The sequence below is a fragment of the Burkholderia sp. SCN-KJ genome, assembly GCF_024656005.1.
Classification (GTDB): domain Bacteria; phylum Pseudomonadota; class Gammaproteobacteria; order Burkholderiales; family Burkholderiaceae; genus Burkholderia.
Window position 1 is genome coordinate 87,836 of record NZ_JANKOG010000007.1, and the last position, 23,829, is coordinate 111,664.

24 protein-coding genes are annotated in these 23,829 nt (G+C 67.8%); 21 read left to right on the forward strand and 3 right to left on the reverse strand.

The window, feature by feature from the left end; translation table 11 throughout:
- Positions 1-123: 123 nt before the first annotated feature.
- Complete coding sequence (locus NQV17_RS13605) at positions 124-1,068, reverse strand: LysR family transcriptional regulator (protein WP_257772687.1); 945 nt, start codon at positions 1,066-1,068, stop codon at positions 124-126.
- Between the two features lie 101 nt (positions 1,069-1,169).
- Between NQV17_RS13605 and NQV17_RS13610 the strand changes: the two genes are divergently transcribed.
- The 7 genes from NQV17_RS13610 (at position 1,170) to NQV17_RS13640 (ending at position 7,730) form a co-directional block, all read left to right on the forward strand.
- Positions 1,170-2,372, forward strand: a complete 1,203-nt coding sequence (locus NQV17_RS13610; RefSeq protein ID WP_257772688.1) for an MFS transporter — start codon at positions 1,170-1,172, stop codon at positions 2,370-2,372.
- A 29-nt stretch (positions 2,373-2,401) separates the two neighbouring features.
- On the forward strand, positions 2,402-2,725 hold the full coding sequence (locus tag NQV17_RS13615; RefSeq protein ID WP_044845842.1) for a hypothetical protein: 324 nt from the start codon (positions 2,402-2,404) through the stop codon (positions 2,723-2,725).
- Between the two features lie 16 nt (positions 2,726-2,741).
- Positions 2,742-3,710: an LLM class oxidoreductase gene (locus tag NQV17_RS13620; protein ID WP_257772689.1), complete on the forward strand. Its 969-nt coding sequence runs from the start codon at positions 2,742-2,744 to the stop codon at positions 3,708-3,710.
- 149 nt (positions 3,711-3,859) lie between these two features.
- Positions 3,860-4,666: a 2,5-didehydrogluconate reductase DkgB gene (dkgB, locus tag NQV17_RS13625; protein ID WP_044845844.1), complete on the forward strand. Its 807-nt coding sequence runs from the start codon at positions 3,860-3,862 to the stop codon at positions 4,664-4,666.
- A gap of 64 nt (positions 4,667-4,730) precedes the next feature.
- Complete coding sequence (locus tag NQV17_RS13630; protein WP_257772690.1) at positions 4,731-5,846, forward strand: alkene reductase; 1,116 nt, start codon at positions 4,731-4,733, stop codon at positions 5,844-5,846.
- Positions 5,847-5,866: 20 nt separating this feature from the next.
- The gene (locus NQV17_RS13635; RefSeq protein WP_257772691.1) at positions 5,867-6,829 is read left to right on the forward strand and encodes a cyclase family protein; all 963 of its coding nucleotides are present in this window, start codon (positions 5,867-5,869) and stop codon (positions 6,827-6,829) included.
- A 118-nt stretch (positions 6,830-6,947) separates the two neighbouring features.
- Positions 6,948-7,730: an SDR family oxidoreductase gene (locus NQV17_RS13640; protein WP_044845847.1), complete on the forward strand. Its 783-nt coding sequence runs from the start codon at positions 6,948-6,950 to the stop codon at positions 7,728-7,730.
- 85 nt (positions 7,731-7,815) lie between these two features.
- Here the strand turns inward: NQV17_RS13640 and NQV17_RS13645 are convergent, their stop codons facing one another.
- Complete coding sequence (locus NQV17_RS13645; RefSeq protein WP_124666375.1) at positions 7,816-8,481, reverse strand: O-methyltransferase; 666 nt, start codon at positions 8,479-8,481, stop codon at positions 7,816-7,818.
- A 48-nt stretch (positions 8,482-8,529) separates the two neighbouring features.
- Between NQV17_RS13645 and NQV17_RS13650 the strand changes: the two genes are divergently transcribed.
- The 7 genes from NQV17_RS13650 to NQV17_RS13680 all read left to right on the forward strand — a co-directional run bounded on the left by NQV17_RS13650 (position 8,530) and on the right by NQV17_RS13680 (position 15,510).
- Complete coding sequence (locus NQV17_RS13650) at positions 8,530-9,207, forward strand: TetR family transcriptional regulator (RefSeq protein ID WP_257772692.1); 678 nt, start codon at positions 8,530-8,532, stop codon at positions 9,205-9,207.
- 539 nt (positions 9,208-9,746) lie between these two features.
- The gene (locus NQV17_RS13655) at positions 9,747-11,135 is read left to right on the forward strand and encodes an NCS2 family permease (protein WP_124892060.1); all 1,389 of its coding nucleotides are present in this window, start codon (positions 9,747-9,749) and stop codon (positions 11,133-11,135) included.
- A 239-nt stretch (positions 11,136-11,374) separates the two neighbouring features.
- Positions 11,375-11,968, forward strand: coding sequence for a hypothetical protein (locus tag NQV17_RS13660; protein WP_257772693.1), 594 nt, complete (start codon positions 11,375-11,377; stop codon positions 11,966-11,968).
- Between the two features lie 30 nt (positions 11,969-11,998).
- On the forward strand, positions 11,999-12,211 hold the full coding sequence (locus NQV17_RS13665; RefSeq protein ID WP_257772694.1) for a hypothetical protein: 213 nt from the start codon (positions 11,999-12,001) through the stop codon (positions 12,209-12,211).
- Positions 12,208-13,128, forward strand: a complete 921-nt coding sequence (locus NQV17_RS13670) for a LysR substrate-binding domain-containing protein (protein ID WP_257772695.1) — start codon at positions 12,208-12,210, stop codon at positions 13,126-13,128. Before NQV17_RS13665 ends, NQV17_RS13670 begins: the two co-directional genes overlap by 4 nt.
- Positions 13,129-13,353: 225 nt before the next feature.
- Positions 13,354-14,136 carry an ABC transporter substrate-binding protein gene (locus tag NQV17_RS13675; RefSeq protein WP_044845853.1) on the forward strand — a complete coding sequence of 261 codons (783 nt, stop codon included), beginning with the start codon at positions 13,354-13,356 and terminating at the stop codon, positions 14,134-14,136.
- 258 nt (positions 14,137-14,394) lie between these two features.
- Positions 14,395-15,510, forward strand: coding sequence for a succinylglutamate desuccinylase/aspartoacylase family protein (locus NQV17_RS13680; RefSeq protein WP_257772696.1), 1,116 nt, complete (start codon positions 14,395-14,397; stop codon positions 15,508-15,510).
- Positions 15,511-15,646: 136 nt separating this feature from the next.
- On the opposite strand, the gene NQV17_RS13685 is transcribed toward NQV17_RS13680, so the two are convergent.
- Entirely contained in the window at positions 15,647-16,453 is an 807-nt protein-coding gene (locus NQV17_RS13685) for a MetQ/NlpA family ABC transporter substrate-binding protein (protein WP_257772697.1), read from the reverse strand.
- A 306-nt stretch (positions 16,454-16,759) separates the two neighbouring features.
- On the opposite strand from NQV17_RS13685, the gene NQV17_RS13690 reads away from it, so the two are divergent.
- The 7 genes from NQV17_RS13690 to NQV17_RS13720 all read left to right on the forward strand — a co-directional run bounded on the left by NQV17_RS13690 (position 16,760) and on the right by NQV17_RS13720 (position 23,823).
- The gene (locus NQV17_RS13690) at positions 16,760-17,920 is read left to right on the forward strand and encodes a porin (protein ID WP_044849041.1); all 1,161 of its coding nucleotides are present in this window, start codon (positions 16,760-16,762) and stop codon (positions 17,918-17,920) included.
- A gap of 223 nt (positions 17,921-18,143) precedes the next feature.
- A complete protein-coding gene (locus NQV17_RS13695) occupies positions 18,144-18,404 on the forward strand; it encodes a DUF2866 domain-containing protein (RefSeq protein ID WP_059448988.1) in 261 nt (86 codons plus the stop codon).
- 144 nt (positions 18,405-18,548) lie between these two features.
- Complete coding sequence (locus tag NQV17_RS13700; protein ID WP_257772698.1) at positions 18,549-18,932, forward strand: DUF6232 family protein; 384 nt, start codon at positions 18,549-18,551, stop codon at positions 18,930-18,932.
- A 71-nt stretch (positions 18,933-19,003) separates the two neighbouring features.
- Positions 19,004-19,231, forward strand: a complete 228-nt coding sequence (locus tag NQV17_RS13705; RefSeq protein ID WP_044849044.1) for a hypothetical protein — start codon at positions 19,004-19,006, stop codon at positions 19,229-19,231.
- Positions 19,232-19,500: 269 nt separating this feature from the next.
- Positions 19,501-21,777, forward strand: coding sequence for a TonB-dependent hemoglobin/transferrin/lactoferrin family receptor (locus NQV17_RS13710; protein WP_257772699.1), 2,277 nt, complete (start codon positions 19,501-19,503; stop codon positions 21,775-21,777).
- A 49-nt stretch (positions 21,778-21,826) separates the two neighbouring features.
- Positions 21,827-22,918: a hemin-degrading factor gene (locus tag NQV17_RS13715; RefSeq protein WP_257772700.1), complete on the forward strand. Its 1,092-nt coding sequence runs from the start codon at positions 21,827-21,829 to the stop codon at positions 22,916-22,918.
- Positions 22,915-23,823, forward strand: coding sequence for a hemin ABC transporter substrate-binding protein (locus NQV17_RS13720; protein WP_374692709.1), 909 nt, complete (start codon positions 22,915-22,917; stop codon positions 23,821-23,823). The genes NQV17_RS13715 and NQV17_RS13720 overlap by 4 nt, the downstream gene beginning before the upstream one ends.
- Positions 23,824-23,829 lie beyond the last annotated feature (6 nt).

Consider the following 23,829-nt stretch of genomic DNA (forward strand, 5'->3'; position numbering starts at 1 on the left):
GGGTCACATCAGGGCGCCCGCCGCACACCGCCCGCCTCCCGGCCGTAACCTTCGGCCAGAGGAAATCCCCTGAGCCGTCCCGCGCCGGAACGGCACCCGGCCTCCACGCTGCAGCGGCCCCGGCTATACCGTCCCCATCCACGCCGCCTTGCGCCGCGCCGGCGCATCGCTGCCGCCGCTCCCGCCGCCCAGCACCTCGATCATGTAATCGACGAACGACGCGATCCGCGACGAAATCGCGGTATTCCGGTAATACACCGCGTTGATCGGCTGCTCGACGTCGAGCGTCTGCCGCGCGAGCACCTGCACGAGCCGCCCGGCCTCGCGATCCTGCGCGGTCATGAAATCCGACAGGCACACGATGCCGGCGCCCTCCAGCGCGAGCTGCCGCAGCGTCTCGCCGCTCGACGACCAGATACCGGGCTCGATGCGGTTCGGCTCGCCGTCCGCGCCGAGGATCGGCCACACGTTCAGCGATTCGGGCTGCGTGAAGCCGAGCAGCGTGTGCTTGCCGAGATCCTCGACCTTGCGCGGCTGGCCGTGCGCTTCGATATAGGCGGGGCTCGCGAGGATGCGCAGCCGGCTGTTGCCGATCCGCCGGCTGTGCAGGGTCGAATCCTTGAGCCGGCCGATCCGGATCGCGACGTCGGTGCGCCGCTCGAGCAGGTCGATGATCCCTTCGTTGCTGTTCAGCTCCAGGTCGACCTTCGGGAAGCGTTCGCGGTAGCCGCGCACGAGCGGCACGATCACGTGCAGCATGAACGGCGTCGCGGCATCGACGCGCAGCCGCCCCGACGGCATCTCGCGCCGCGCGAGCATCTGCTCCTCGGCGTTCTCGACCGATTCGATGATCGCGCGCGCGTCCTGCAGGAACGCGCGCCCCTCTTCGGTCAGTTCGAGCCGGCGCGTGGTCCGGCGCAGCAGCGTGGTCTTCAGCTTCTCCTCGAGGCGCGCGAGCGTGCGGCTCGTGGCCGACACGGTGAGGTCGAGCTGCTGGGCGGCGGCGGTGATCGAACCGGTGTCGACCACGGCGGCAAAGGCCTGGAGTTCGTCGAGGGTGATCTTCATTGTTGATCTGAAATCAAAACAATTTGGTTTATAGACCAGTTTTTCCGCAAAAGTAAAGGCGGCACACTGCGATCCATCCTCACTGGAACCAGGATCCCGCCATGCCACTCGCCCTGCTTGCGCTGACCATCAGCGCCTTTGCCATCGGCACGACCGAATTCGTGATCGTCGGGCTGATCCCGACGATCGGCGCCGATCTCGGCGTCAGCCTGCCGTCGGCTGGCCTGCTCGTCAGCCTCTACGCGCTGAGCGTCGCGATCGGCGCGCCGCTCCTCACCGCGCTCACCGGCCGCGTGCCGCGCAAGACGCTGCTCGCCGCGCTGATGGCGCTGTTCACCGTCGGCAACCTCGTCGCCTGGCAGGCGCCGGGCTACGAATCGCTGATCGTCGCGCGCGTGCTCACCGGCCTCGCGCACGGCGTGTTCTTCTCGGTCGGCTCGATCATCGCGACCACGCTCGTGCCAAAGGACAAGGCCGCCAGCGCGATCGCGACGATGTTCAGCGGGATGACCGTCGCGTTCGTCGCCGGCATTCCGCTCGGCACCTTCATCGGCCAGCATTTCGGCTGGCGCGCGACGTTCCTGATCGTCGCGCTGTTCGGCCTGATCGCGTTCCTCGGCGCGGTGGCGTTCGTGCCGCGCGGTCTTCCGCAAACGCCGCCCGCGCCGCTCGCCCGCCAGTTCCGCGTGCTCGCCCAGCCGCGCCTGCTGCTCGTCTATGCGATGACGGCGGTCGGCTACGGCGGCTCGCTGATCGCGTTCACCTACATGGCACCGCTGCTCGAACAGATCGCCGGCTTCACGCCGTCGCAGGTCAGCCTGGTGCTCGTCGGCTACGGCGCGTCGGTCGCGGTCGGCAACGTGTGGGGCGGCAAGCTCGCCGACAGCGTCGGCCCGGTCAAGGCGCTCAAGCGGATCTTCCTGCTGCTCGCGATCGTGCTGCTCGCGCTGACCTTCACGGTGCACGTGAAGTGGCTCGCGGTGCTGACGATGCTCGCGTGGGGCGCGGTCGCGTTCGGCAACGTGCCGGGCCTGCAGGTGTACGTCGTCAAGCAGGCGCGCCACTTCGCGCCGGACGCCACCGACGTCGCATCGGGCTTCAACATCGCCGCGTTCAACCTCGGCGTCGCGGGCGGCTCGTCGCTCGGCGGCCTGATCGTCGCGAACGTCGGCCTCGGCCATACGCCGTGGATCGCGGCCGCCGTCACGCTCGGCGCATTCGCGCTGACCGCGCTGAGCGGCCGTCTCGACCGCGGCCAGGGCCTGCCCGAACGCACGGCCGAACCCGTCGAACTCGCCCATTGAACGTCAACTTTTTGCAGGAGCTACTCAGCATGAACGCATCGACCCAACGCCCGCCGTTCGCCGGCAAGACGTTCGAAGTCCGTTACGAGGGCCTCACCGCGCTCAACGCCTATGACGAAGACGGCCTCCGCATGCGCTACGAAATCACCGAAGGCGCGTACGCCGGCGCGAAGGGCGAAGTCGCCTGCACGTGGCAGCACGTCGCCGGCGAGACCTATGCGATCTCGTGGCAGGAAGCCGACCGCGCCACCGTGGTGCACATCGACGATTTCGCCGCCGGCACGTCGCGCTCGTTCTTCACCGCGGCGTCGCTCGATTTCTACCGGCTCGAAGGCAGCCTGCGCGCGGTCTGAACGGAGACGCCCGACCATGTCCACCTCACTCGACAAGCTCACCGCCGGCGGCTTCAGCATCGGCATCGAACTGCCGCTCGACAACGACTGGTCGCCGGCCGGCGACGCGAAGCGCCAGCATGACGGCCGCCGCCCCGGCGTGCCCGACCTGGAAATTCACGCGGAACTCGCGCAACTGGCCGACACGCTCGGCTTCCGCGCGCTCTGGGTGCGCGACGTGCCGGTGTACGACCCGTCGTTCGGCGACGCCGCGCAGGTGTTCGAGACCTTCTCGTATCTCGGCTACCTCGCCGGCATCACGCGCGACATCCTGCTCGGCACGGCGGCCGTCGTGCTGCCGCTGCGCGAACCGCTGCTGACGCTGAAATCGGCCGCGACGATCCAGGAACTGAGCCGCTCACGCCTGCTGCTCGGCGTCGCGAGCGGCGACCGGCCGGTCGAATATCCGCTGTTCGGCCGCGACTTCGCATCGCGCGGCGCGAATTTCCGCGAGCAGATCGCGCTGCTGCGCGACGGCGCGCGCGCTCACCTGCCGCCGGGCCTCGACGTGCTGCCGGCCGCGCGCTCGCCGGTGCCGCTGCTCGTCGCGGGTCTCGCGCAGCAGACGCCCGCCTGGATCGGCGAACACATGGACGGCTGTCTCGCGTATCCGGGCACGCCGGACGATCACCTGAAACGGGTCGCGAACTGGCGCGCGGTGGCCGGCGACAAGCCGTACGTGAGCTTCATCCACCTCGACCTCGCGGACGATCCGCACGAGCCGCTGCAGCGGCACCGCTTCGGCGCGCGCGCCGGGCGCATCGCGCTGACGGAGGAACTCGCGGCGATGCGCGACGCGGGCGTGCAGCACATCGGCCTGCATTTCCGCCGCAACCGCCGTCCGCTCGACGAGACGATGGCCGAGATCGCGTCCGACGTGCTGCCGGCATTCCATGCGAATGCGAACGACGCTGCCGACACGAACGCGCGCACGGCCACGGCCTGACGAAGGCACGCCGGCAGCCGGCTCGACCCACGACCGATATTTGACTTGAAATCAAATATTTTTGACCTCTAAAGGCGTTTATCTCATCAGTATCAAACGCCAGAATGACTTCCATACCGCAATCGGTCCACCTATCCCAGGAGCACAAGATGAGCAACATTCCCGCATTCGGCCTCGGTACGTTCCGCCTGCAAGGCCAGGTTGTGATCGACTCGGTCCGTAACGGCCTCGAAGTCGGCTATCGCGCGATCGACACCGCGCAGATCTACGGCAACGAAGCCGAAGTCGGCGAAGCGATCGCCGCGTCGGGCGTGCGCCGCGAAGACCTGTTCCTCACGACGAAGATCTGGGTCGACAACTACGCACCGGAAAAGCTGGTGGCGAGCCTCGAGGAGAGCCTGCGCAAGCTGCGCACCGACTATGTCGACCTGACGCTGATCCACTGGCCGGCCCCGGACAACGGCGTGTCGCTCGAGGCATTCATGACTGCGCTCGCCGAAGCCAAGGCGAAGGGCCTCACGCGCCAGATCGGCATCTCGAACTTCAACATCGAACTGACGAAGCAAGCGATCGCGGTGGTCGGCAAGGATGCGATCGCGACGAACCAGATCGAATTGAGCCCGTACCTGCAGAACCGCAAGCTGGTCGAGTTCCTGAACGCCGAAGGCATCCACGTGACGTCGTACATGACGCTCGCGTACGGCAAGGTGCTCGGCGACCCGGTGATCGGCGCGATCGCGCAGCGTCACGACGCGACGCCGGCGCAAGTCGCGCTGGCCTGGGCACTGCAGCTCGGCTACTCGGTGATCCCGTCGTCGACCAAGCGCGAAAACCTCGCGAGCAACCTGCTCGCGCAGACGCTGCGCCTCACCGACGAAGACATGGCGCAGATCGCCGCGCTCGAGCGCAACGGCCGCGAAGTCGACCCGGCCGGCCTCGCGCCGACGTGGGACTAAGCGCGCCACACCGTCAATCGACCCGTCCGCGGCCAGCCGGCCGCGGCACCGACAGGAATCCATCATGACCCAGGACCCGCTGTTCCAACCGCTGCAATTCGGCGCGCTGACGCTGCCGAACCGCATCGTGATGCCGCCGATGACGCGCTCGCGCGCGAGCCAGCCCGGCGACGAAGCCAACGAACTGATGGCCGCGTATTACGCGCAGCGCGCGAGTGCGGGCCTGATCGTCAGCGAAGGCACCTACATCGCGCCGCTCGGCAAGGGCTACGCATGGACGCCCGGCATCCACACGCCGTCGCAGGTCGCCGGCTGGCGCAAGGTGACGGACGCCGTCCACGCCGCGCACGGCCGCATCTTCGCGCAGCTGTGGCACGTCGGCCGGCTGAGCCACACGAGCCTGCTCGGCGGCCGGCAACCCGTGTCGTCGTCGCCGCTCCAGGCGAAGGGCGTGAACGTGTTCATCGCCGGTGAAGACGGCAGCACGCCGGGCTTCGTGCAGGCCTCCGAGCCGCGCGCGCTGTCCGTCGACGAAATCCGCGAGATCGTCGATCAATACCGCGCCGCCGCGCGCAACGCGATCGAGGCAGGCTTCGACGGCGTCGAGCTGCATGGCGCGAACGGCTATCTCGTGAACCAGTTCATCGACTCGAACGCGAACACGCGCACCGACGCGTACGGCGGCTCGCTCGAAAACCGCCTGCGCTTCCTGCACGAAGTCACGCAGGCGCTGATCGAAGGCACCGGCGACGCATCGCGCGTCGGCATCCGCCTCGCGCCGCTGACCACGCTGAACGGCTGCGTCGACGACGATCCGGAAACGACCTACCTCGCCGCCGCGAAGCTGCTCGGCGAACTCGGCGTGGGCTACCTGCACATCGCGGAAGCCGACTGGGACGACGCGCCGCTGATGCCGGTCGAATTCAAGCAGCAGCTGCGTGCCGCGTACCCGGGCGTGCTGATCTACGCCGGCGCGTACACGGCCGAGCGCGCCCGCGAAGCGATCGCCGCCGGCTGGGCCGACCTCGTCGCCTTCGGCCGCCCGTTCGTCGCGAACCCCGACCTGCCCGAGCGCCTGCGCACCGGCGCCGCGCTCACGCCGCACGACCGCAATACGCTGTTCGGCGGCGGCGCACAGGGCCTGACCGACTATCCGACGCTCGCGCAAGCCGCGGCGTAAATGATCCGAAGGAATCCTGCATGAAAGCAACGCTCGCCCGGCTCGCGCTCGCCGCGATCCTGCCGTTCACGGCGGCCCAGGCGGCGCACGCCGCGCCGGCCGCGCCCGCGGCCGACTGGTATCCGTCCGTGTACGGCGCGAACGACGAAATCGGCGCGGCCAACCTGCTGACGCCCGACGTCGTCAGGCAGGCGGTCGGCCTCGTGAAGGCCGGCAAGACCTATCCGCTGGCCGTGCCGGTGGACAAGGACCTGCCGGCATTCCGCCACCGCAGCTTCCGGCTGTACAACGTGCAGGTCGGCCAGCAGGCCGGCAAGAGCCTCGGTCCGAACAAGTTCACGTTCAACGACGAACTCGTCAACGCGTGGACCGGCGTCGGCACGCAGCTGAACGGCATCGGCCACATCGGCATCGACAACGTGTACTACAACGGCAACAAGGCGGCCGATTTCGTGACCGTCGACGGCGTGAAGAAGCTCGGCGTCGAGAAGGTGCCGCCGATCGTCACGCGCGGCGTCGTGCTCGACATGACCGCCTACTACGGCAAGCCGATCGTGCCGGGCGGCACCGAGTTCACGGTCGCCAACATCCAGGCCGTGCTGAAGAAGGAAGGGCTGACGCTGCGCAAAGGCGACGTCGTGCTGTTCAATACCGGCTGGCTCGAGCTGATCGGCAAGGACAACAAACAGTTCCTCGACGTCGAGCCGGGTATCGGCATGGCAGCCGCGAAGTGGCTCGCCGACCAGGGCATCGTCGCGTTCGGCGGCGACACGTGGGCGTCCGAGGTCTACCCGAATCCGCACACGAAGGACGAATTCCCGATCAACCAGTACATGCTCGCGAAGCGCGGCATCTACAACCTGGAGCTGATCGACAGCCGCGCGCTGGTGCGCGACAACGCGTGGGAATTCCTGTTCGTGCTCGGTCAGCCGCTGTACGTCGGCTCCACGCAGGTCAACATCAACCCGGTCGCGATCCGCTGATCCGGCGGGCCGCTCGTCGACCGGTTGCCGGCGGCCCGCAACGACGGTTTCCCTTTTCCGGCGCCGCCCGCTTCGGCCGGCGGCGCCGTTCCTTTTGCAGGATTTGCAGGAACTGAACATGAGCACGCAAGCATCGAAACTCGCCCTCGTCACCGGCGGCTCGCGCGGTATCGGCCGTGCCACGTCGTACGAACTCGCGCGACAGGGCTTCGTCGTCGCGGTCCACTATCGCGCCGATCGCGCGGCGGCGGAACAGACGCTCGCCGGCATCCGCGAACTCGGCGGCCGCGGCTTCGCGATCCAGGCCGACCTCGACGCGCCGGACGGCGTCGCCACGCTGTACGATGCCCTCGATCGCGCGGTCGCCGAACAGAACCTGCCGGCCACGCTCGACGTGCTCGTCAACAACGCCGGCGTCGCCGACGGCGGCACGCTGGACGACACGTCGGTCGCGCTGTTCGACCGCCAGTTCTCGCTGAACGTGAAAGCCGTGTTCTTCACGACGCAGCAGGCCGTGAAGCGCATGCCGCGCGGCGGCCGGATCGTGAACCTGTCGAGCGTACTGTCGAGCCGCGTGTTCGAAGCCGGCGGCAACTTCAGCGCGATTTCCGCATACGCCGCGTCGAAGGCCGCCGTCGACACGCTGACGCGCCACTGGGCGGTCGAACTCGGCCCGCGCGGCATCGTCGTCAACGCGGTCGCGCCCGGCCCGGTCGATACCGACATGAACGCGAGCTGGCTGCGCACCGACGACGGCCGCGCGACGATGACGTCGGCCAGCCCGCTCGGCCGCGTCGGCACGCCGGAAGACATCGCGGGCGTGATCGGCTTTCTCGCGAGCCCGGCGTCGCAATGGACGACCGGCCAGGTCATCGACGCGAGCGGCGGCTACCGCCTGTAAGTCACGCAGGTGCCGCCGGGTCGACCGGCGGCACCGCTCGGGCCGCCCGCGGCGCGCGGCTCGCATGCTCGCAACGTCTCGCCGCTCAGCCGATGCGCATCGACAGCTCGACATCGCCGCCGAACGGCACCGACAGGTAGCCGTTCTCCGGCGCACGCACGTAGGCGAGGTAGTCGGGGCTGTATTCCGCGTTGTCGGCGACGACGAACGCGCCGGGCCGCAGCCGCGGCTCGACCCGCGCGAGGATCTCCGGATACAGCGCCTTCGCGCCGTCGAGCAACACGAGATCGACGGTCTCCGGCAGATCGGCCGCCAGCGTGCGCAGCGCATCGCCCACGCGGATTTCCACCAGATCGGCCAGCCCGGCCGCCGCCAGGTTCGCGCGCGCGCGTTCGACCTTCGACGCTTCGAACTCGCTCGTGATCACCCGGCCGCCGCCGTTGTCGCGCAGCGCGGCCGCGAGGTGCAGCGTCGAGATGCCGAACGACGTGCCGAATTCGACGATCGAGCGCGCACCGCAGCCGCGCGCGAGCATGTACAGCAGCGTGCCCGTCTCGCGCGACACCGCGAGCGGATAGTCCTTCAGGCGTGCATAGAAATCGGCGTAACCGGTCTTGCTGCGCATCAGCCGCGCGTGCTCGTCGTGCGACAGGTCGGCGAAGTCCGGGCTCGACGCGGGCGACGATGCCTCGGCTTCGTCGAACAGGCGCGCGAGCAGCGACGCCAGCGGGTCGTGAATCAGGGTGGTCATGCGGATCTCCGGTGTCAGGTTGAGTGCGCCAGGGCGCCCGACTAGAATATGACGAACTATTCAGGTTTTACTATTCGCATTGGCAGACCCGTCATGACCGACCGCCGCAACACCCCGATCGCCTCGCGCAGACTGCCTCGGCAGGCCCGCTCGACCCAGCTCGTCGACGACGTGCTGCAGGCCGCTATTCAGGTTCTGGCGACCGAAGGCGCGCAGCGCTTCACGATGGCGCGCGTCGCCGAGCGCGCCGGCGTGAGCGTCGGTTCGCTCTACCAGTACTTCCCGAACAAGGCGGCCGTGCTGTTCCGGCTCCAGCACGACGAGTGGCGGCAGACGTCCGGGATGCTGTGCGCGATTCTGCAGGACTCGCGGCAGACGCCGCCCGAGCGCCTGCGCACCGCCGTCCACGCGTTCATCCGTTCTGAATGCGACGAGGCGCCCATGCGCATCGCGCTCGACGATGCCGCGCCCCTTTATCGCGACGCCCCCGAGGCGCAGGAAGTGAAGGCCGCGTGCAACCGGATCTTCAGCGCGTTCATGCGCGAAGCGCTGCCCGACGTGCCCGACGCCACGCATGCGCTCGCGTGCGAATTGATCATGACGACGCTCACGACGGGCGGCAAGGCATTCTCCGAAACCGCGCGCACGCCTGCGGAAATCGACGCATATGCGACCGCGATGGCCGACATGTTCTGCACGTACCTCGCGCATCTCGCGCGTGTCTGATGCAGTGGCAGGCCAGGACGAGCGCGGGCGCGGCCCGCGCGCGGCACCGGCATCATCCGGATGCGGGTTGCGCACGGCCGCGTTTTCACATCCGGCGCGGCTGTTTCCGCGCGCCCGCGCAGCCCCTCCGAAAGTCCTTCGTAAGAGTCGATGCATCACCCGCTCCCACCCTGCCCGCCGACCCTGCATTCAAATAGTCGCCTTAACGGATTCGAACTAGGCGTATACACGCGTTCCGCGACGACAAAGCCCCGTTGCACGCCGATATAAGCGCTGCGACATGCGCTGCATGCTCTTCCCCCAATGGGACGTGATGGGCCGTTCGCCTAACCTTCGCTACGGCAAAGCACACGTGACGGGGTCGACCGCACCACGCGTCGCACGACGCGGCACACGCGCCCCCTTCGACGCGCGTACGACCGACACGACTCACGCGTGATGCGTCCCCACGACGCCGCCGATCATTCCAACCAGATTCGAGACACCCTGACGACGGCCCGCCACGGGCCGTTTCAGCATGCTGATAAAGGAGCAAGCTCATGAGTGATACCCCGGTGCAGCCGACGGTCGGCGTCGGCGCGGAAGAAACGGACTTCGGCACCAAGGGAGTCATCGACCGGTACTTCGGCATTTCGTCGCGCGGCAGCACGCAGCGTCGCGAAATCGTCGCGGGCGTGACCACTTTCCTCGCGATGGTCTACTCCGTGTTCGTCGTGCCCGGCATGTTCGGCAAGGCCGGCTTCGACACGAGCGCGGTATTCGTCGCGGTCTGCCTCACCACCGCGTTCGGTTCGCTGCTGATGGGCCTGTGGGCGAAGCTGCCGATCGCGATCGGCTGCGCGATTTCGCTGACGGCGTTCACCGCGTTCGGGCTCGTGCTCGGCAAGGGCCTGCAGCCGGCCGTCGCGCTCGGCGCCGTGTTCCTGATGGGTCTCGTGTTCACGGGCATCTCGGTCACCGGCGTGCGTTCGTGGATCCTGCGCAACCTGCCCGCGGGCGTCGCGCACGGCACCGGGATCGGCATCGGCCTGTTCCTGCTGCTGATCGCGTCGAACGACGTCGGCCTCGTGATCAAGAATCCGGGCGCCGGCCTGCCGGTCTCGCTCGGCCAGATCACCGCGTTCCCGGTCATCATGTCGGTCGTCGGCCTCGCCGCGATCTTCGGGCTCGAGAAGCGTCGCGTGCCGGGCGGCATCCTGCTCGTCGTGGTCGCGATCTCGCTGATCGGCCTCGCGTTCGATCCGGCCGTGAAGTACCGCGGCATCTTCGCGCTGCCGTCGCTGAGCGCACCCGGTCACGCGTCGCTGATCGGCGCGATGGACATCAAGGGCGCATTGTCGATGGCCGTGCTGCCGAGCGTGCTGGCGCTCGTGATGACCGCCGTGTTCGACGCGACCGGCACGATCCGCGCGGTCGCGGGCCAGGCCGGCCAGCTCGACGAGAACGGCCGCATCATCAACGGCGGCCGCGCGCTGACCGCCGATTCGGTCAGCTCGATCTTCTCCGGCTTCCTCGGCGGCGCGCCGGCGGCCGCCTACATCGAGTCGAGCGTCGGCGTGGCCGCCGGTGCGAAGACAGGCCTCGCCGCCGCGGTGGTCGGCGTGCTGTTCCTGGTCGTGATGTTCTTCTCGCCGCTCGCGGGCCTCGTGCCGTCGTACGCAACGGCCCCCGCGCTGATGTACGTCGGCCTGCTGATGCTCGGCAGCGTGAGCAAGCTGCACATGGACGACATGGTCGACGCGATGTCGGGCCTCGTGTGCGCGGTGTTCATCGTGCTGACCGCGAACATCGTGACCGGCATCATGCTCGGCTTCTCGACGCTCGTGATCGGCCGCGTCGCCAGCGGCGAATTCCGCAAGCTCAACGTCGGCACCGTGCTCATCGCGGCCGTGCTCGTCACGTTCTATCTCGGCGGCTGGGCGATCTGACCGCGGATCATGCGCGGCGTCGCCTGCCGAAGGGCGGCGCGCATCGGGACGGCATCGTCTCCTCCACCATCGTCGTTGATGGTCTCCAGGCTCGGGAACAGATGTTTCCGGGCTTTTTTTCGTCGGTGCGACGGGGGTTCCGCCGGCCCCCCCGGCCGGGCCGGGAAACCGCGGCAGCGTGCCGCGCATCGCGAATCCGCGCGCGGTGCTACGATCGCGTTTTATCCTCCGGAACGCTCATGAATCCGTTCGGCATCGTCTCCGAATCAGACACGCGGACCGCGGCGCGCAAGCCGCCGTTCATCCCGTCGTTCGGTTTCGTCGAAGTTCATGAATCGCGGCCGATCGACGCGCCGCCGTCGCGCATCATCGATGCGGTGGCCACGCTCGACATGCGCGCCGATCCCGTCATCGACGCGCTGCTTGCCGTGCGCGAAGCGCCGGCGGCCATCGCCCGCGCGCTGGGCCAGCGTCCGGCCGGCGCCGCCCGCGAACGCTTCGGCTTCGATTCGTTCACGCTGCTGCATCGCGACGACACGTCGCTGTCGCTCGGGCTCGTCGGACGCTTCTGGCGTCCGACGCCCGACGTGCGCACGATCGACGACGCCGCGGCGTTCGTGCGGCACGACGATCCGGATGACGCGAAGCTGGTGTTGCGCTTCGAGGTCGTCGGGCTGTCGTCAGGCACGCGGTTGCTGCGCACCGAAACCTTCGTGCACTGTCCGAGCGCGCGCACGCGCCTGCTGTTCCTGCCGTACTGGCTCGCGATCCGGCTCGGGAGCGGCTGGATCCGCCGCCGCACGCTCGCGGCCGTCGAACTGGCGCTCGCCTGACACGCCGGGACGCCGTCGAACGGAAACGCGATGATGTCGTATCGCGGCGTACATCGACGGCATCTCGAACACACACGCGCCATCATCTGCAATCCTGATCGGTTTGCCGCCGGACACGGCGAAACTGTGCCGCGCACCGCCGCGCGATTTTTGTTCCGCCCCGCGCCCGCCGTCGCCTCGCGCTACCCTATCGATCTTCGCGCCGGCGCCCCGGCCCGCCGCCAGATCCGAACCGATCGATGACCCGCATCCGCAACCACCTGAACATCGCGCAGCTCCAGGCCTTCGTCTCCGCCGCGCATCACAAGAGCCTGCGCGCCGCCGCGCGCGAGCTCGGCGTCACCCAGCCCGCGATCACGCACACGATCCGCGAACTCGAAACGGCGCTGAACGCGGAACTGCTCGTGCGCAGCGTGCGCGGCGTCGAGCTGACCGCGTGCGGCCATGCGCTGCTGCCGCGCGCCGAGCAGCTGCTCGGCGACATGCGCCGCACCGTCGAGGCCGTCGAGCAGGTGAAAGGGGAAATGTCGGGGCGCGTCGCGGTCGGCACGATGCCGTCGATCGCGCTGACCGCGTTGCCGCACGCGGTCACCGCGTTCCGCCGGTCGATGCCGAACGTAAGCCTGCATCTGGAGGAAGTGACGGTGCCCGACGCGCTCGCGCAGCTGCGCAACGGCACGCTCGACATCGCTGCGATGCACCATGTGCCCGCGCTCGATCGCGATTTCACGCAGGTTCCGCTGCTGTCGACCGAGTTCACCGTCGTGATGCGCGAAGGCCACCCGCTCGCGCACGCGCGCCGATTAGAGGAATTGCTCGACGCGGAATGGATCGTCACGGTCGGCGCCGAGCAGTTTCCGCACAGCGTGATGGTCGGGATGTTCGAGGCGCGCGGGCTGCCGCTGCCGAAGCGCCTGCTGCGCTCGCCGATGTCGTTCGCGGTGACGCTCGGGCTCGTCGCCCGCTCCGACGTGATCGGCTGCTTCACGCGCCCGCTGGCCGCGATGGTGGCGCCGCTCGGGATCCGCACGGCCGAACTCGACGAAAGCATGCCGCGCTTCGACCTGTCGATCATCGCGCGCCGCGACCTGCTGCCGACGCCGGCGGTATCGCAATTCGTCACCTGCCTGCAGCGCGCGGTCAACGAAACGCTAGGTTGAATCGTTCCTTCCTCTGAAACGGTCGCGCGCCGCATGCGCGGCCGTCGGGTCCGGTATCGGGGCTTGTCCTAGGCGCCCTGCCGGTATTTTGTCTTGATAATCTTGCGCACGTCGCGCGCCCGCATCGGGCAGCGAAACGGACAGTCCGACGCGAAGCCGCGCCGGGCCGAAGGCTTACGGCGCGGCACAACCGCGCACCCATCGAACAAAACGAGGAGTCACCGAGTGAAAAAGATTCTTGCGGCTGTGACCGTGGCCCTGCTCGCCGTATCGGCCGGCACTGCATACGCGAAGGACTGGACGACCGTACGCTTCGGCGTCGACGCAAGCTACCCGCCTTTCGAATCGAAAGGGGCTGACGGCAAGGTGGTCGGCTTCGACGTCGATCTCGGCAACGAAATCTGCCGCCGCATCAACGCGAAATGCGTGTGGATCGAGAACGACTTCGACGGGATGATCCCCGCACTGAAGGCTCGCAAGTTCGACGGCGTCCTGTCGTCGATGTCGATGACGCCGGCACGCGAGGAACAGATCGCGTTCTCGTCGAAGCTGTTCAACACGCCGACGCGCCTCGTCGCGAAGAAGGGCGCCGGCCTGATGCCGACGGCCGAATCGCTGAAGGGCAAGTCGGTCGGCGTCGAGCAGGGCACGATCCAGGAAACCTACGCGAAAACGTACTGGGCCTCGAAGGGCGTGAACGTCGTGCCTTACCAGAACCAGGACCAGGTCTACGCCGACCTGATCTCGGGCCGTCTGGACGGCGCGCTGCAGGACGCGGTGCAGGCTGAAATCGGCTTCCTGAAGACGCCGCGCGGCGCGAACTTCGATTTCGCCGGCAAGGACATCGACGATCCGAAGACGCTCGGCAACGGCGCCGGCATCGGCCTGCGCAAGGAAGACACCGACCTGAAGGCGAAGATCGACGGCGCGATCGCCGGCATGCGCAAGGACGGCACGTACGACAAGATCGCGAAGAAGTACTTCGATTTCGACGTGTACGGCAAGTAACACCGCGCAACGCGCGCTTCGCGACCGCGCAGACGGGCTCCGCAAGGAGCCCGTTTTTTTTGCTCGCGCGCGGCGAAAGGCCGCGAAACACGCGGGGACGAAGGGCTGCGGCGCCGTTATTTTTTACGCGCCAACCCGATGATTCGTAAAGGAAATCGACATGGCCGGCGCGCGGTTTGATAGGTTCGCGGAAGGCAACGTACAATCGATCTTCCACGCATACCGGATCACTCGCGGCTGCGCCGCCCTCCCCTCATCATGCAAACGCAGACCCATCCGCTGATTTCCCCCGCCGTCGGCACCGAACGCCAGATCACGAGCTTCCACTACGGCCCGCGCGGCGGCAAGAAGGTCTACATCCAGTCGTCGCTGCACGCGGACGAACTGCCCGGCATGCTGGTCGCCGCGCTGCTGCGCCGCAAGATCGCCGCGCTCGAGACGGCCGGCAAGCTGCGCGGCGAAGTGGTCATCGTCCCCGTACCGAACCCGATCGGCCTGTCGCAGCACGTGTTCGGCGATCACCTCGGCCGCTTCGAGCTCGGCTCGATGCAGAACTTCAACCGCAATTTCTACGATCTCGCGGCGCTCGTGCTGCCGCGCATCGAAGGCCGCCTGACGAACGACGCGCAGCGCAACCTCGCCGCGGTACGCGCCGCGATGCGCGAGGCGCTCGACGAACAGAAGCCGCGCACCGAGCTCGAATCGCAGCGCCTCGCGCTGCAGAAGCTGTCGTTCGACGCCGACATCGTGCTCGACCTGCATTGCGACAGCGACGCGGTGATGCACCTGTATACGAACCCCGATCTGTGGGAAGACGTCGAGCCGCTGTCGCGCTACCTGGACGCGCAGGCGTCGCTGCTCGCGCTGAATTCGGTCGGCAACCCGTTCGACGAGATCCACAGTTTCTGCTGGTCGGATCTGCGCAGCCGGTTCGGCGATCGCTTCCCGATCCCGAACGGTGCGATTTCCGTCACGGTCGAATTGCGCAGCGAACGCGACGTGTCGTACGAATTCGCGGAGAAGGACTCACAAGCGATCGTCGAATACCTGACCGAGCGCGGCGTCATCGACGGCACGCCGGCACCGCTGCCGCCGCTCGCGCATCCGGCCACGCCGCTCGCGGGCACCGATCCGCTCGTCGCACCGGTGTCCGGCGTGATCGTGTTCCGCACGCCGGTCGGCGCATGGATCGAGGCCGGCCAGGACGTCGCCGACATCGTCGATCCGCTGACCGATCGCGTGATCACGTTGAAGAGCAGCGTGTCGGGCGTGCTGTACGCGCGCCAGATCGTGCGCTTCGCGACCGCCGGGATGGAAGTCGCGCGGATTGCCGGCGCGAACCCGATCCGCACCGGGTCGCTGCTGTCGGCCTGAGTCGCCTCCGGTCCGGGCCGCCTGAACGGCCGGCCCGCGCGCCGCATCGCGACGCGCACCAACGAAATCGCCCGCTTGCGCGGGCGATTTGCTTTTCGGCCTGACGGCATGGCCGGGGAGCAGCCGGGCGCAGCGTTCAGAACGCCGGCACGATCGCGCCGCCGAACTTCTGGTCGATGAACTTGCGCACGTCGTCCGATTCATAGGCCGCGACGAGCTTCTTCACCCACGGCTTGTCCTTGTCCTGCGCGCGCACCGCGATCAGGTTCGCGTACGGCCCGCGCAGGTCCTCGATCGCGATCGCATCCTTCACCGGCGTGAGCCCGGCCTTCACCGCGTAGTCGGTGTTGATCGATGCGGCGTCGACATCGGGCAGCGCGCGCGGCAACTGCGCGGAGTCGAGTTCGACGATCCTGATCTTCTTCCGGTTCTCGGCGATGTCGAGCGGCGTCGCGTTCACGCCGTTGCTGCCGACGCCCGGCTTCAGCTTGATCACGCCGTACTTCTGCAGCAGCAGCAGCGCGCGGTTGCCGTTGGACGGATCGTTCTGGATCCCGACCTTCGCGCCGGCCGGCAAGTCCTTCAGCGACTTCAGCTTCTTCGAATAGAAACCCATCGGCGCCGTGTAGGTCAGCCCGACGTTGACGATCTTGTAGCCGCGCTGCTTGATCTGGCTGTCGAGGAACGGCTGGTGCTGGAAGCCATTCGCATCGAGGTCGCCCGCATCGAGCGCCGCGTTCGGCTGCACGTAGTCGTTGAATTCGATGACCTTGATCGCGAGCCCTTCGCGTGCGGCGACTTTCGTCACCTCGGTCCAGATCTGCGCGTCGGGGCCGCTCATCGTGCCGATCTTCAGCGTCTGGGAATCGGCGTGCGCGCCGGGCGCGGCAAAGGCCAGCGCCGCGGCAAGCGCGCCGAGGCCGGTCAGGATCGAACGTCGCATGGTGTCCTCTTGTCCCGTGTCGTTGTTGAAGCGCGCATCGTGACACGGGGCCGGACCGGCACCAACCAAGCTTATTTCATGTGCATATTCCTCACTCCGATCGAATCTCAGGCGGAATCGGTATAACTCCCTGCTGTACAACCGGGCAGAATCCAATGTCGCATCGGCACCACAGATTCGTAATATGACAAGGCTGTCACATTCATTACGTGGCCCGCCGATAAAGTTGCGACCGGTCCGTGAAAGCGCCCATAGAGAGCGCCGGAACCGCAACTGGACACGCCATTTACTCGCTCGGAGAATCCTTTGAACAAGAAACTGTTGACCATCGCCATCCTCGCAGCAACGGCTGGCACGGCGCACGCACAAAGCAGCGTGACCCTGTACGGTGTCATCGATGCCGGTATCAGCTACGTGAACCACAGCAAGACCGCGAACGGCGGCAGCGGCAAGCTGTTCAAGTACGACGACGGCGTGGCCCAGGGCAGCCGTTGGGGCCTGCGCGGCACCGAAGACCTCGGTGGCGGCCTGAAGGCGATCTTCGTGCTCGAAAACGGCTTCAACAGCGGCAACGGCACGATCGGCCAGGGCGGCGCGATCTTCGGCCGTCAAGCGTACGTCGGCCTGAGCCAGGCGCAATACGGCACGGTCACGTTCGGCCGTCAGTACTCGTTCTCGACCGACATCCTCGGCTCGAACTACTCGACGGGCGGCAACACGGTCGCGGGTAACTACGCGTACCACGTGAACGACGTCGACCAGCTCACGTCGAGCCGCATCAACAACTCGGTGAAGTTCCAGAGCGCGAACTACGCCGGCTTCACGTTCGGCGCGTTGTACGGCTTCTCGAACTCGACCGACTTCGCAGGCGCACCGTCGACCACGACGGGCACCACGACGACGGCCGGTTCGTCGCGCGCATACAGCTTCGGCCTGAACTACGCGAACGGCCCGTTCGCGCTCGGCGCCGCTTACACGGACATCCGCTTCCCGAGCCAGTCGACGCCGGCATTCTCGACGTCGATCGCGAACATCGCGCTGACTAACATCCGCGACCTGCGCACGTACGGCGTCGGCGGCCGCTACATCTTCGGCCCGGCAACGGCATGGCTGCTCTGGACGCGCACGCAGTTCACCCCGATCGCGGCTGGCGCATCGGGCACGTTCTACAACGCGTATGAAGCAGGCGTGAAGTACGCGATCACGCCGGCCCTGTCGGCAGCGGTCGGCTACACGTACACGAACGCCACGCAAAGCGGCAACTCGGCACACTGGAACCAGGGCAACCTCGGCCTCGACTACGCACTCAGCAAGCGTACGGACGTGTACGCGCTGGTCATCGGCCAGAAGGCGTCGGGCAACAACGTGCAGGCGCAGATCGGCTCGAGCACGAGCTACTTCAGCACGTCGGGCAACGGTGCGACGAACCAGATCGCCGCGCGCGTCGGTATCCGCCACAAGTTCTAAAGCATCCGCTTAACTCGTCCGCTCATCGCGCGGATGACGACGGCACGAAGCGCCCCGCTCCATGCGGGGCGCTTTTTTATGGGCTTTTAAGTTTCGCTTAATTCTGGGCTGAGAGGATGCTCTCACCCCCCCTGTTGGCCGCCTGAGCATCGGCGGCTTCTTTTTTTTGAGACCCACTACGGCACCGCCATCAACTGCCCGCAAGACAGGATCGGAGGCCAAGATGATCGAAGATACCGTTTTCAGCCATCTGCACGCGATTCTGACGCGTCAGCATTCGCTACCGGTCCAGAGCTGCCGCGTGTCGGTGGAAATGCAGCGCCCGTGGGGCCGCCCGTACCGGCTCGTCGAATGGACGATGCATCTCGACGCGCCCGCGCGGCGCCAGATCGTGCCGGCCGAATCGACCGACGAAGAGATCGCCGAGGTCGTCGCGTCGCACGTGCCGGGCCGCCTGTACGGCGACGGCCGGCTGCAGTTCTGACTTCCCCTCGTTACGCCTGGTTACGCCTCGCTACCCGTCACTGCCCGCAGCGCGGCCGGCCCGCACGCATCGTGCGGCACTCGGTCTCGTTTGACGCGGCAACGAAGTCTGCTACGCTGCGCGTTTTCGTCCACGCACCACACGATGGAAAACGCATTCAACGAACGCGGCGTGATGGTCACGCGCAACGGCCTGTCGGCCGCCGGGCAGGTCTTCCCGCTGCGTGACATCCGCAACGTCGACGTCGTCAAGATCCCGAAGAATCGCCTCGTGCCGTCGCTGATCTCGCTGATCGGCGTGGTCGCCGCCATCGCCGGCGGCATCGGCGGATCGAGCGCCGCGCTGGTCGTCGGCGTGATGCTCGCCGTCGTCGGCTATCTCGCCTGGACCACGCAGGACATCACGTACCGGCTGATGGTCGAGATGCCCGACGGCAAGCGCGAAGCGCTGTCGAGCGTCGACGCCGAATTCGTCGAACGCGTCGCGCAGGTCGTGCGCGAGGCACGGACGGCGACGGCCGCCGGCTGATTTCCGCTGCGCGCGCCGACCACCTACTATGAAATGAGCGGCACGCCGCCGCGTCGTTCGAGGAGGTCGGCATGAACCCCCAATCGCTGTCCGGCATGCTGCGCGCGCAGGAACTGCTGCTCGTCACGATGATCCGCGCACTGCCGCCCGACGCACGCAGCGCGCTCGTCGACCTCTACGCCGAACAGCTCGCGTTCGCCGAACAGGCCGGCTTCGAAGGCCACGGCGATCGCGCGACGCACGACGCGTACATCGCGCATGCGCGCAACCTGTTGATTCGCCTCGAATCGCTCGCATAGGGCCTCTGCTCACACGCCTATAACGGGCCCGCGCCGGCCCGCTTCTCCCGAATTTGCCCCTGCGCGGCGCGTCCGGTCCGCGCCAACGGCGCACGTCCGCGGATGCCGCTGTCCGTTCTTGTACTGGTAATGATTCTCATTTACACTTAACGAATCATCAATTCCCTTTCAATTCGCCGTTCGCCGCCTGCCGCGCGCGAACGGGCCAGCCAGGTGAACGCGTCACCCAGCCAGCCTTCGGGCTAGTCATCGTCAATGGGAGACCACCTGTGCATTGCTATCCGCTGGCGCGGCGGCCGATCTGTGCCGCGCTGTTCGGCGCGTTCGGCCTGTCCGCCGCCCCGGCTTATGCCGATCCGTCGCCGCAAGGCGCCAACCCTTCATCTGCCGTGCTGACCACCGCCGCCGCATCCACGCGCGGCGATGCGTCGCTGCTCGACCCCGTCACCGTCACGGCCACCCGCACCGCCACCGCCGCAAGCCGCACGGCCGCGTCCGTGTCGGTGATCACCGACGACGATCTCGACGAGCAGCAGGCGACCAACATCAAGGACGCGCTGCGCTACGAGCCGGGCGTCACGGTGCGCCGCACCGCGTACCGCCCCGGCAGCGCCGCGCTCGGCGGCGGCCGCGACGGCGATTCCAGCATCAACGTCCGCGGCCTCGAAGGCAATCGCGTGCTGCTGATGGAAGACGGCATCCGCCTGCCGAACGCGTTCTCGTTCGGGCCGCTCGAAGCCGGCCGCGGCGACTACGCGGATCTCGACATGCTCAAGCGCATCGAGATCCTGCGCGGGCCGGCGTCGGCGCTGTACGGCAGCGACGGGCTGACCGGCGCGGTGAACTTCATCACGAAGGACCCGCGCGACCTGCTGTCGATCTACGGCAAACCCACCTACTTCTCGCTCCGGCCGGGTTACGACTCGGCCGACCGCAGCGTCGGCGCGACGGTGTCGGCCGCGGGCGGCAACGACCGCGTGCAGGGGATGATCATCGCCGACGGCCGCCGCGGCCACGAAGTCGATACGCGCGGCGGCAACAATTCCGCGAGCACGCTGCGCACGACGTCGAACCCGCAGGACGTCTATTCGGAATCGCTGCTCGGCAAGCTCGTGCTGACGCCCACCGCGCGCGACACGATCAAATTCACCGCGGAAACCGTGCAGCGCCGCGTGAGCACCGACGTGCTGTCGGCGATCAACCCGCCCGGCACGCTCGGGCTCACGACGCACGACCGGCTCGAGCGCAACCGCTTCAGCATCGACTACGACTTCCGCGACGATGGGTTCCGCTGGTTTCAGAACGCACACGTTCAGTTCTACTACCAGGATGCGAAGCAGGATCAATACGCGTTCGAGACACGCGGCGCGCCGCTGAAATCGCGCTCGCGCGACAACCAGTACAAGGAGCGCACGTTCGGCGGCGCCGCGTTCGCCGAAAGCGGCTTCTCGACGGGCCCGCTCGCGCACAAGCTGCTGTATGGCGTCGACGGCAGCCTGTCGCGCGTGACGAACCTGCGCGACGGCTCGGTGCCGGGCGTCGGCGAGGCGTTCCCGAACAAGGCGTTTCCCGATACCGACTACACGCTGTTCGGTGCGTTCGTGCAGGACCAGATCGGCTATGGGCGCTTGCTCGTCACGCCGGGGCTGCGCTTCGACACGTACCGGTTGAGCCCGACGCGCAACGATCCGCTGTTCACCGGCACCGCGGTGTCGACGAGCGCGAACGAAGTGTCGCCGCGCGTCGCGGTGCTGTACGAGATCACGCCCGCGCTGATTCCGTATGCGCAGTACGCGCACGGTTTCCGCGCACCGACGCCCGACCAGGTGAACAGCAGCTTCTCGAACCCGGTGTACGGCTACACGTCGATCGGCAATCCGAACCTGAAGCCCGAAACCGGCGACACGTTCGAAGCGGGCCTGCGCGGCAAGGCCGGCACCGGCTACGGCGTGGTGCGCTACAGCGCGGCCGCGTTCACGGGCCGCTACCGCAATTTCATCTCGCGCACGACGATCGCGGGCAGCGGCCGGCCAACCGACCCGTTCGTGTTCCAGTACGTGAACTTCGCCGACGCGCGGATCCACGGCCTCGAAGGCCGCGCCGAATGGATCATGCCGAACGGCATCACGCTGAAGACGGCGATGGCGTTCACGAAGGGCTCGACACGGAACGACGGCGCGGCGAGCCAGCCGCTGAACACGGTCAATCCGTTCTCGGCGGTGTTCGGCGTGCGCTACGAACCCGGCGAACGCTGGTTCGTGCAGACCGACCTGCTGTTCCAGGCCGCGAAACGCGACAAGGACATCGACAAGTCCGACTGCTCGAACAAGGCGTGCTTCGCGCCGCCGTCGTCGTTCGTCGTCGACCTGCGCGGCGGCTACCGCTTCAACAAGCATGTGAGCGCGACGATCGGCATCCGCAACCTGTTCGACCGCAAATACTGGAACTGGTCGGACGTGCGCGGCATCGCCGCCGATTCACAGGTGCTCGACGCGTATACGTCGTCCGGACGCACCGTCGCCGTCAGCATGAAAGTGGATTTCTGATGCGCGCGATCGCGCGTTCCTGCCCAACCGTTACTTGAAGGAGTCCGACATGATGCATTCCGCCCTTCCCGGCCAGCCGGCCACGCCGGCCCGCGCGTCCGCCGCATTGCGCGACGCATTCGTCAAGCTCAAGGCCGAGCGCCAGCTGCGCAACCGCGACGTCGCGCAGGCGCTCGGCGTCAGCGAAGGCGAGGCGCTCGCCGCATTCGTCGGCGAGCACGTGGTGCGGCTCGACGCGCGCTTTCCGGCGATGTTCGAGGAAATGCCGCGCCTCGGTCGCGTGATGGCGCTCACGCGCAACGACACGGCCGTCCACGAGAAGGACGGCGAATATGCGCAGATGAGCCACGACGGCCCGGTCGGCCTCGCGCTCGGCGACATCGACCTGCGCATCTTCTACCGTCACTGGGCGTCCGCGTTCGCGGTGCGCGACGAGACCGCGCACGGTCCGCTGAAGAGTTTGCAGTTCTTCGACGCGCAGGGTCATGCGATCCACAAGGTCTACCTGCGCGCGCACAGCGATCACGCGGCGTACGACGCGTTCGTCGAACGCTGGCGCGCGACGTCGCAGGAGCCGGGGCTCGACGTCGTGCCCGCCGCACCGAAAACGCCCGAGCGTGCCGATACCGGGATCGACGTCGCGGGCTTTCGCGCCGCGTGGGACGCGATGACCGACACGCACCAGTTCTTCGGCATCACGCAGCGCTTCGGCGTGAGCCGCATGCAGGCGCTGCGCCTCGCCGAGCCGCGGTACGCGTATCCGGTCGAGGCGACGCGCGCGCTGCGTCACGTGCTCGAACGGGCCGCGGGCAGCGGCCAGCCGATCATGGTGTTCGTCGGCAATGCAGGGATGATCCAGATCCACACGGGCCCCGTCGCGAACGTGCGCGAGGTCGGCGCGTGGATCAACGTGCTCGACCCGGGCTTCAACCTGCACGTGCGCGAGGACCTGATCGCCGCCGCGTGGGTCGTGAAGAAGCCGACGAGCGACGGCATCGTCACGTCGCTCGAACTGTTCGATCGCCAGGGCGACCACGTCGCGCTGCTGTTCGGCGAACGCAAGCCCGGCAAGGTCGAACGCGACGACTGGCGCGCGCTCATCGCGACACTTCCGTCGGCGGCACGTGGAGACGCGCGGTGAGCGCGCGATCGTTCCTGCCGCGACGCCGCGTCGTGCTCGCGAGCGCGGTGGCCGGTGCGCTCGCGGGCGCGCTGCCCAGCCGCGCGCACCCGCAAGCCGCGCAGAAGCGCATCGTCGTGATCGGCGGCGCGCTCGCGGAAACCGCATTCGCGCTCGGCGGCGCCGACGCGCGCGGCTACCGGCTCGTCGGCACCGACACGACCTGCACGTACCCGGACGCCGCGAAGCGCCTGCCGAAGGTCGGCTACCAGCGCGCGCTGTCGGCCGAGGGGCTGCTGTCGCTGCGGCCCGATCTCGTGCTCGCGTCGGCGGAGGCCGGCCCGCCCGCCGCGATCGCGCAGGTGAGAAGCGCGGGCGTCGCGGTCACGACGTTCGACGAGCGGCACGACGTCGATTCGGTGCGCGCGAAGATCACCGGCGTCGCGCAAGCGCTCGACGTGCGCGACGCGGGCACCGCGCTGCTGCAACGCTTCGATCGCGACTGGCAGGCCGCGCGCGACGCGGTCGCCGTGCGCGTGCCCGGCGGCGCGCAGCCGCCGCGCGTGCTGTTCGTGTTGAACCATACCGGCAACCAGGCACTCGTCGCCGGCCAGCGCACGGCCGCCGACGCGATGCTCCGCTACGCGGGCGCGTGCAATGCGATGCAGGGTTTCGATCACTACAAGCCGCTGACGACCGAGGCGCTGGCCGCCGCCGCCCCCGACATCGTGCTGATCTCCGACGAAGGGCTCGCGGCGGTCGGCGGCCGCGCCGCGCTGCTCGCCGCGCCCGGCTTCGGCGCGACGCCGGCCGGCCGCACGCGGCGAGTCGTGTCGCTCGATGCGCTGTTCCTGCTCGGCTTCGGTCCGCGCCTGCCGCTCGCCGTCACGACCCTGCACCGGCGCCTGTCGGATGCGCTCGCCTGATTCCGG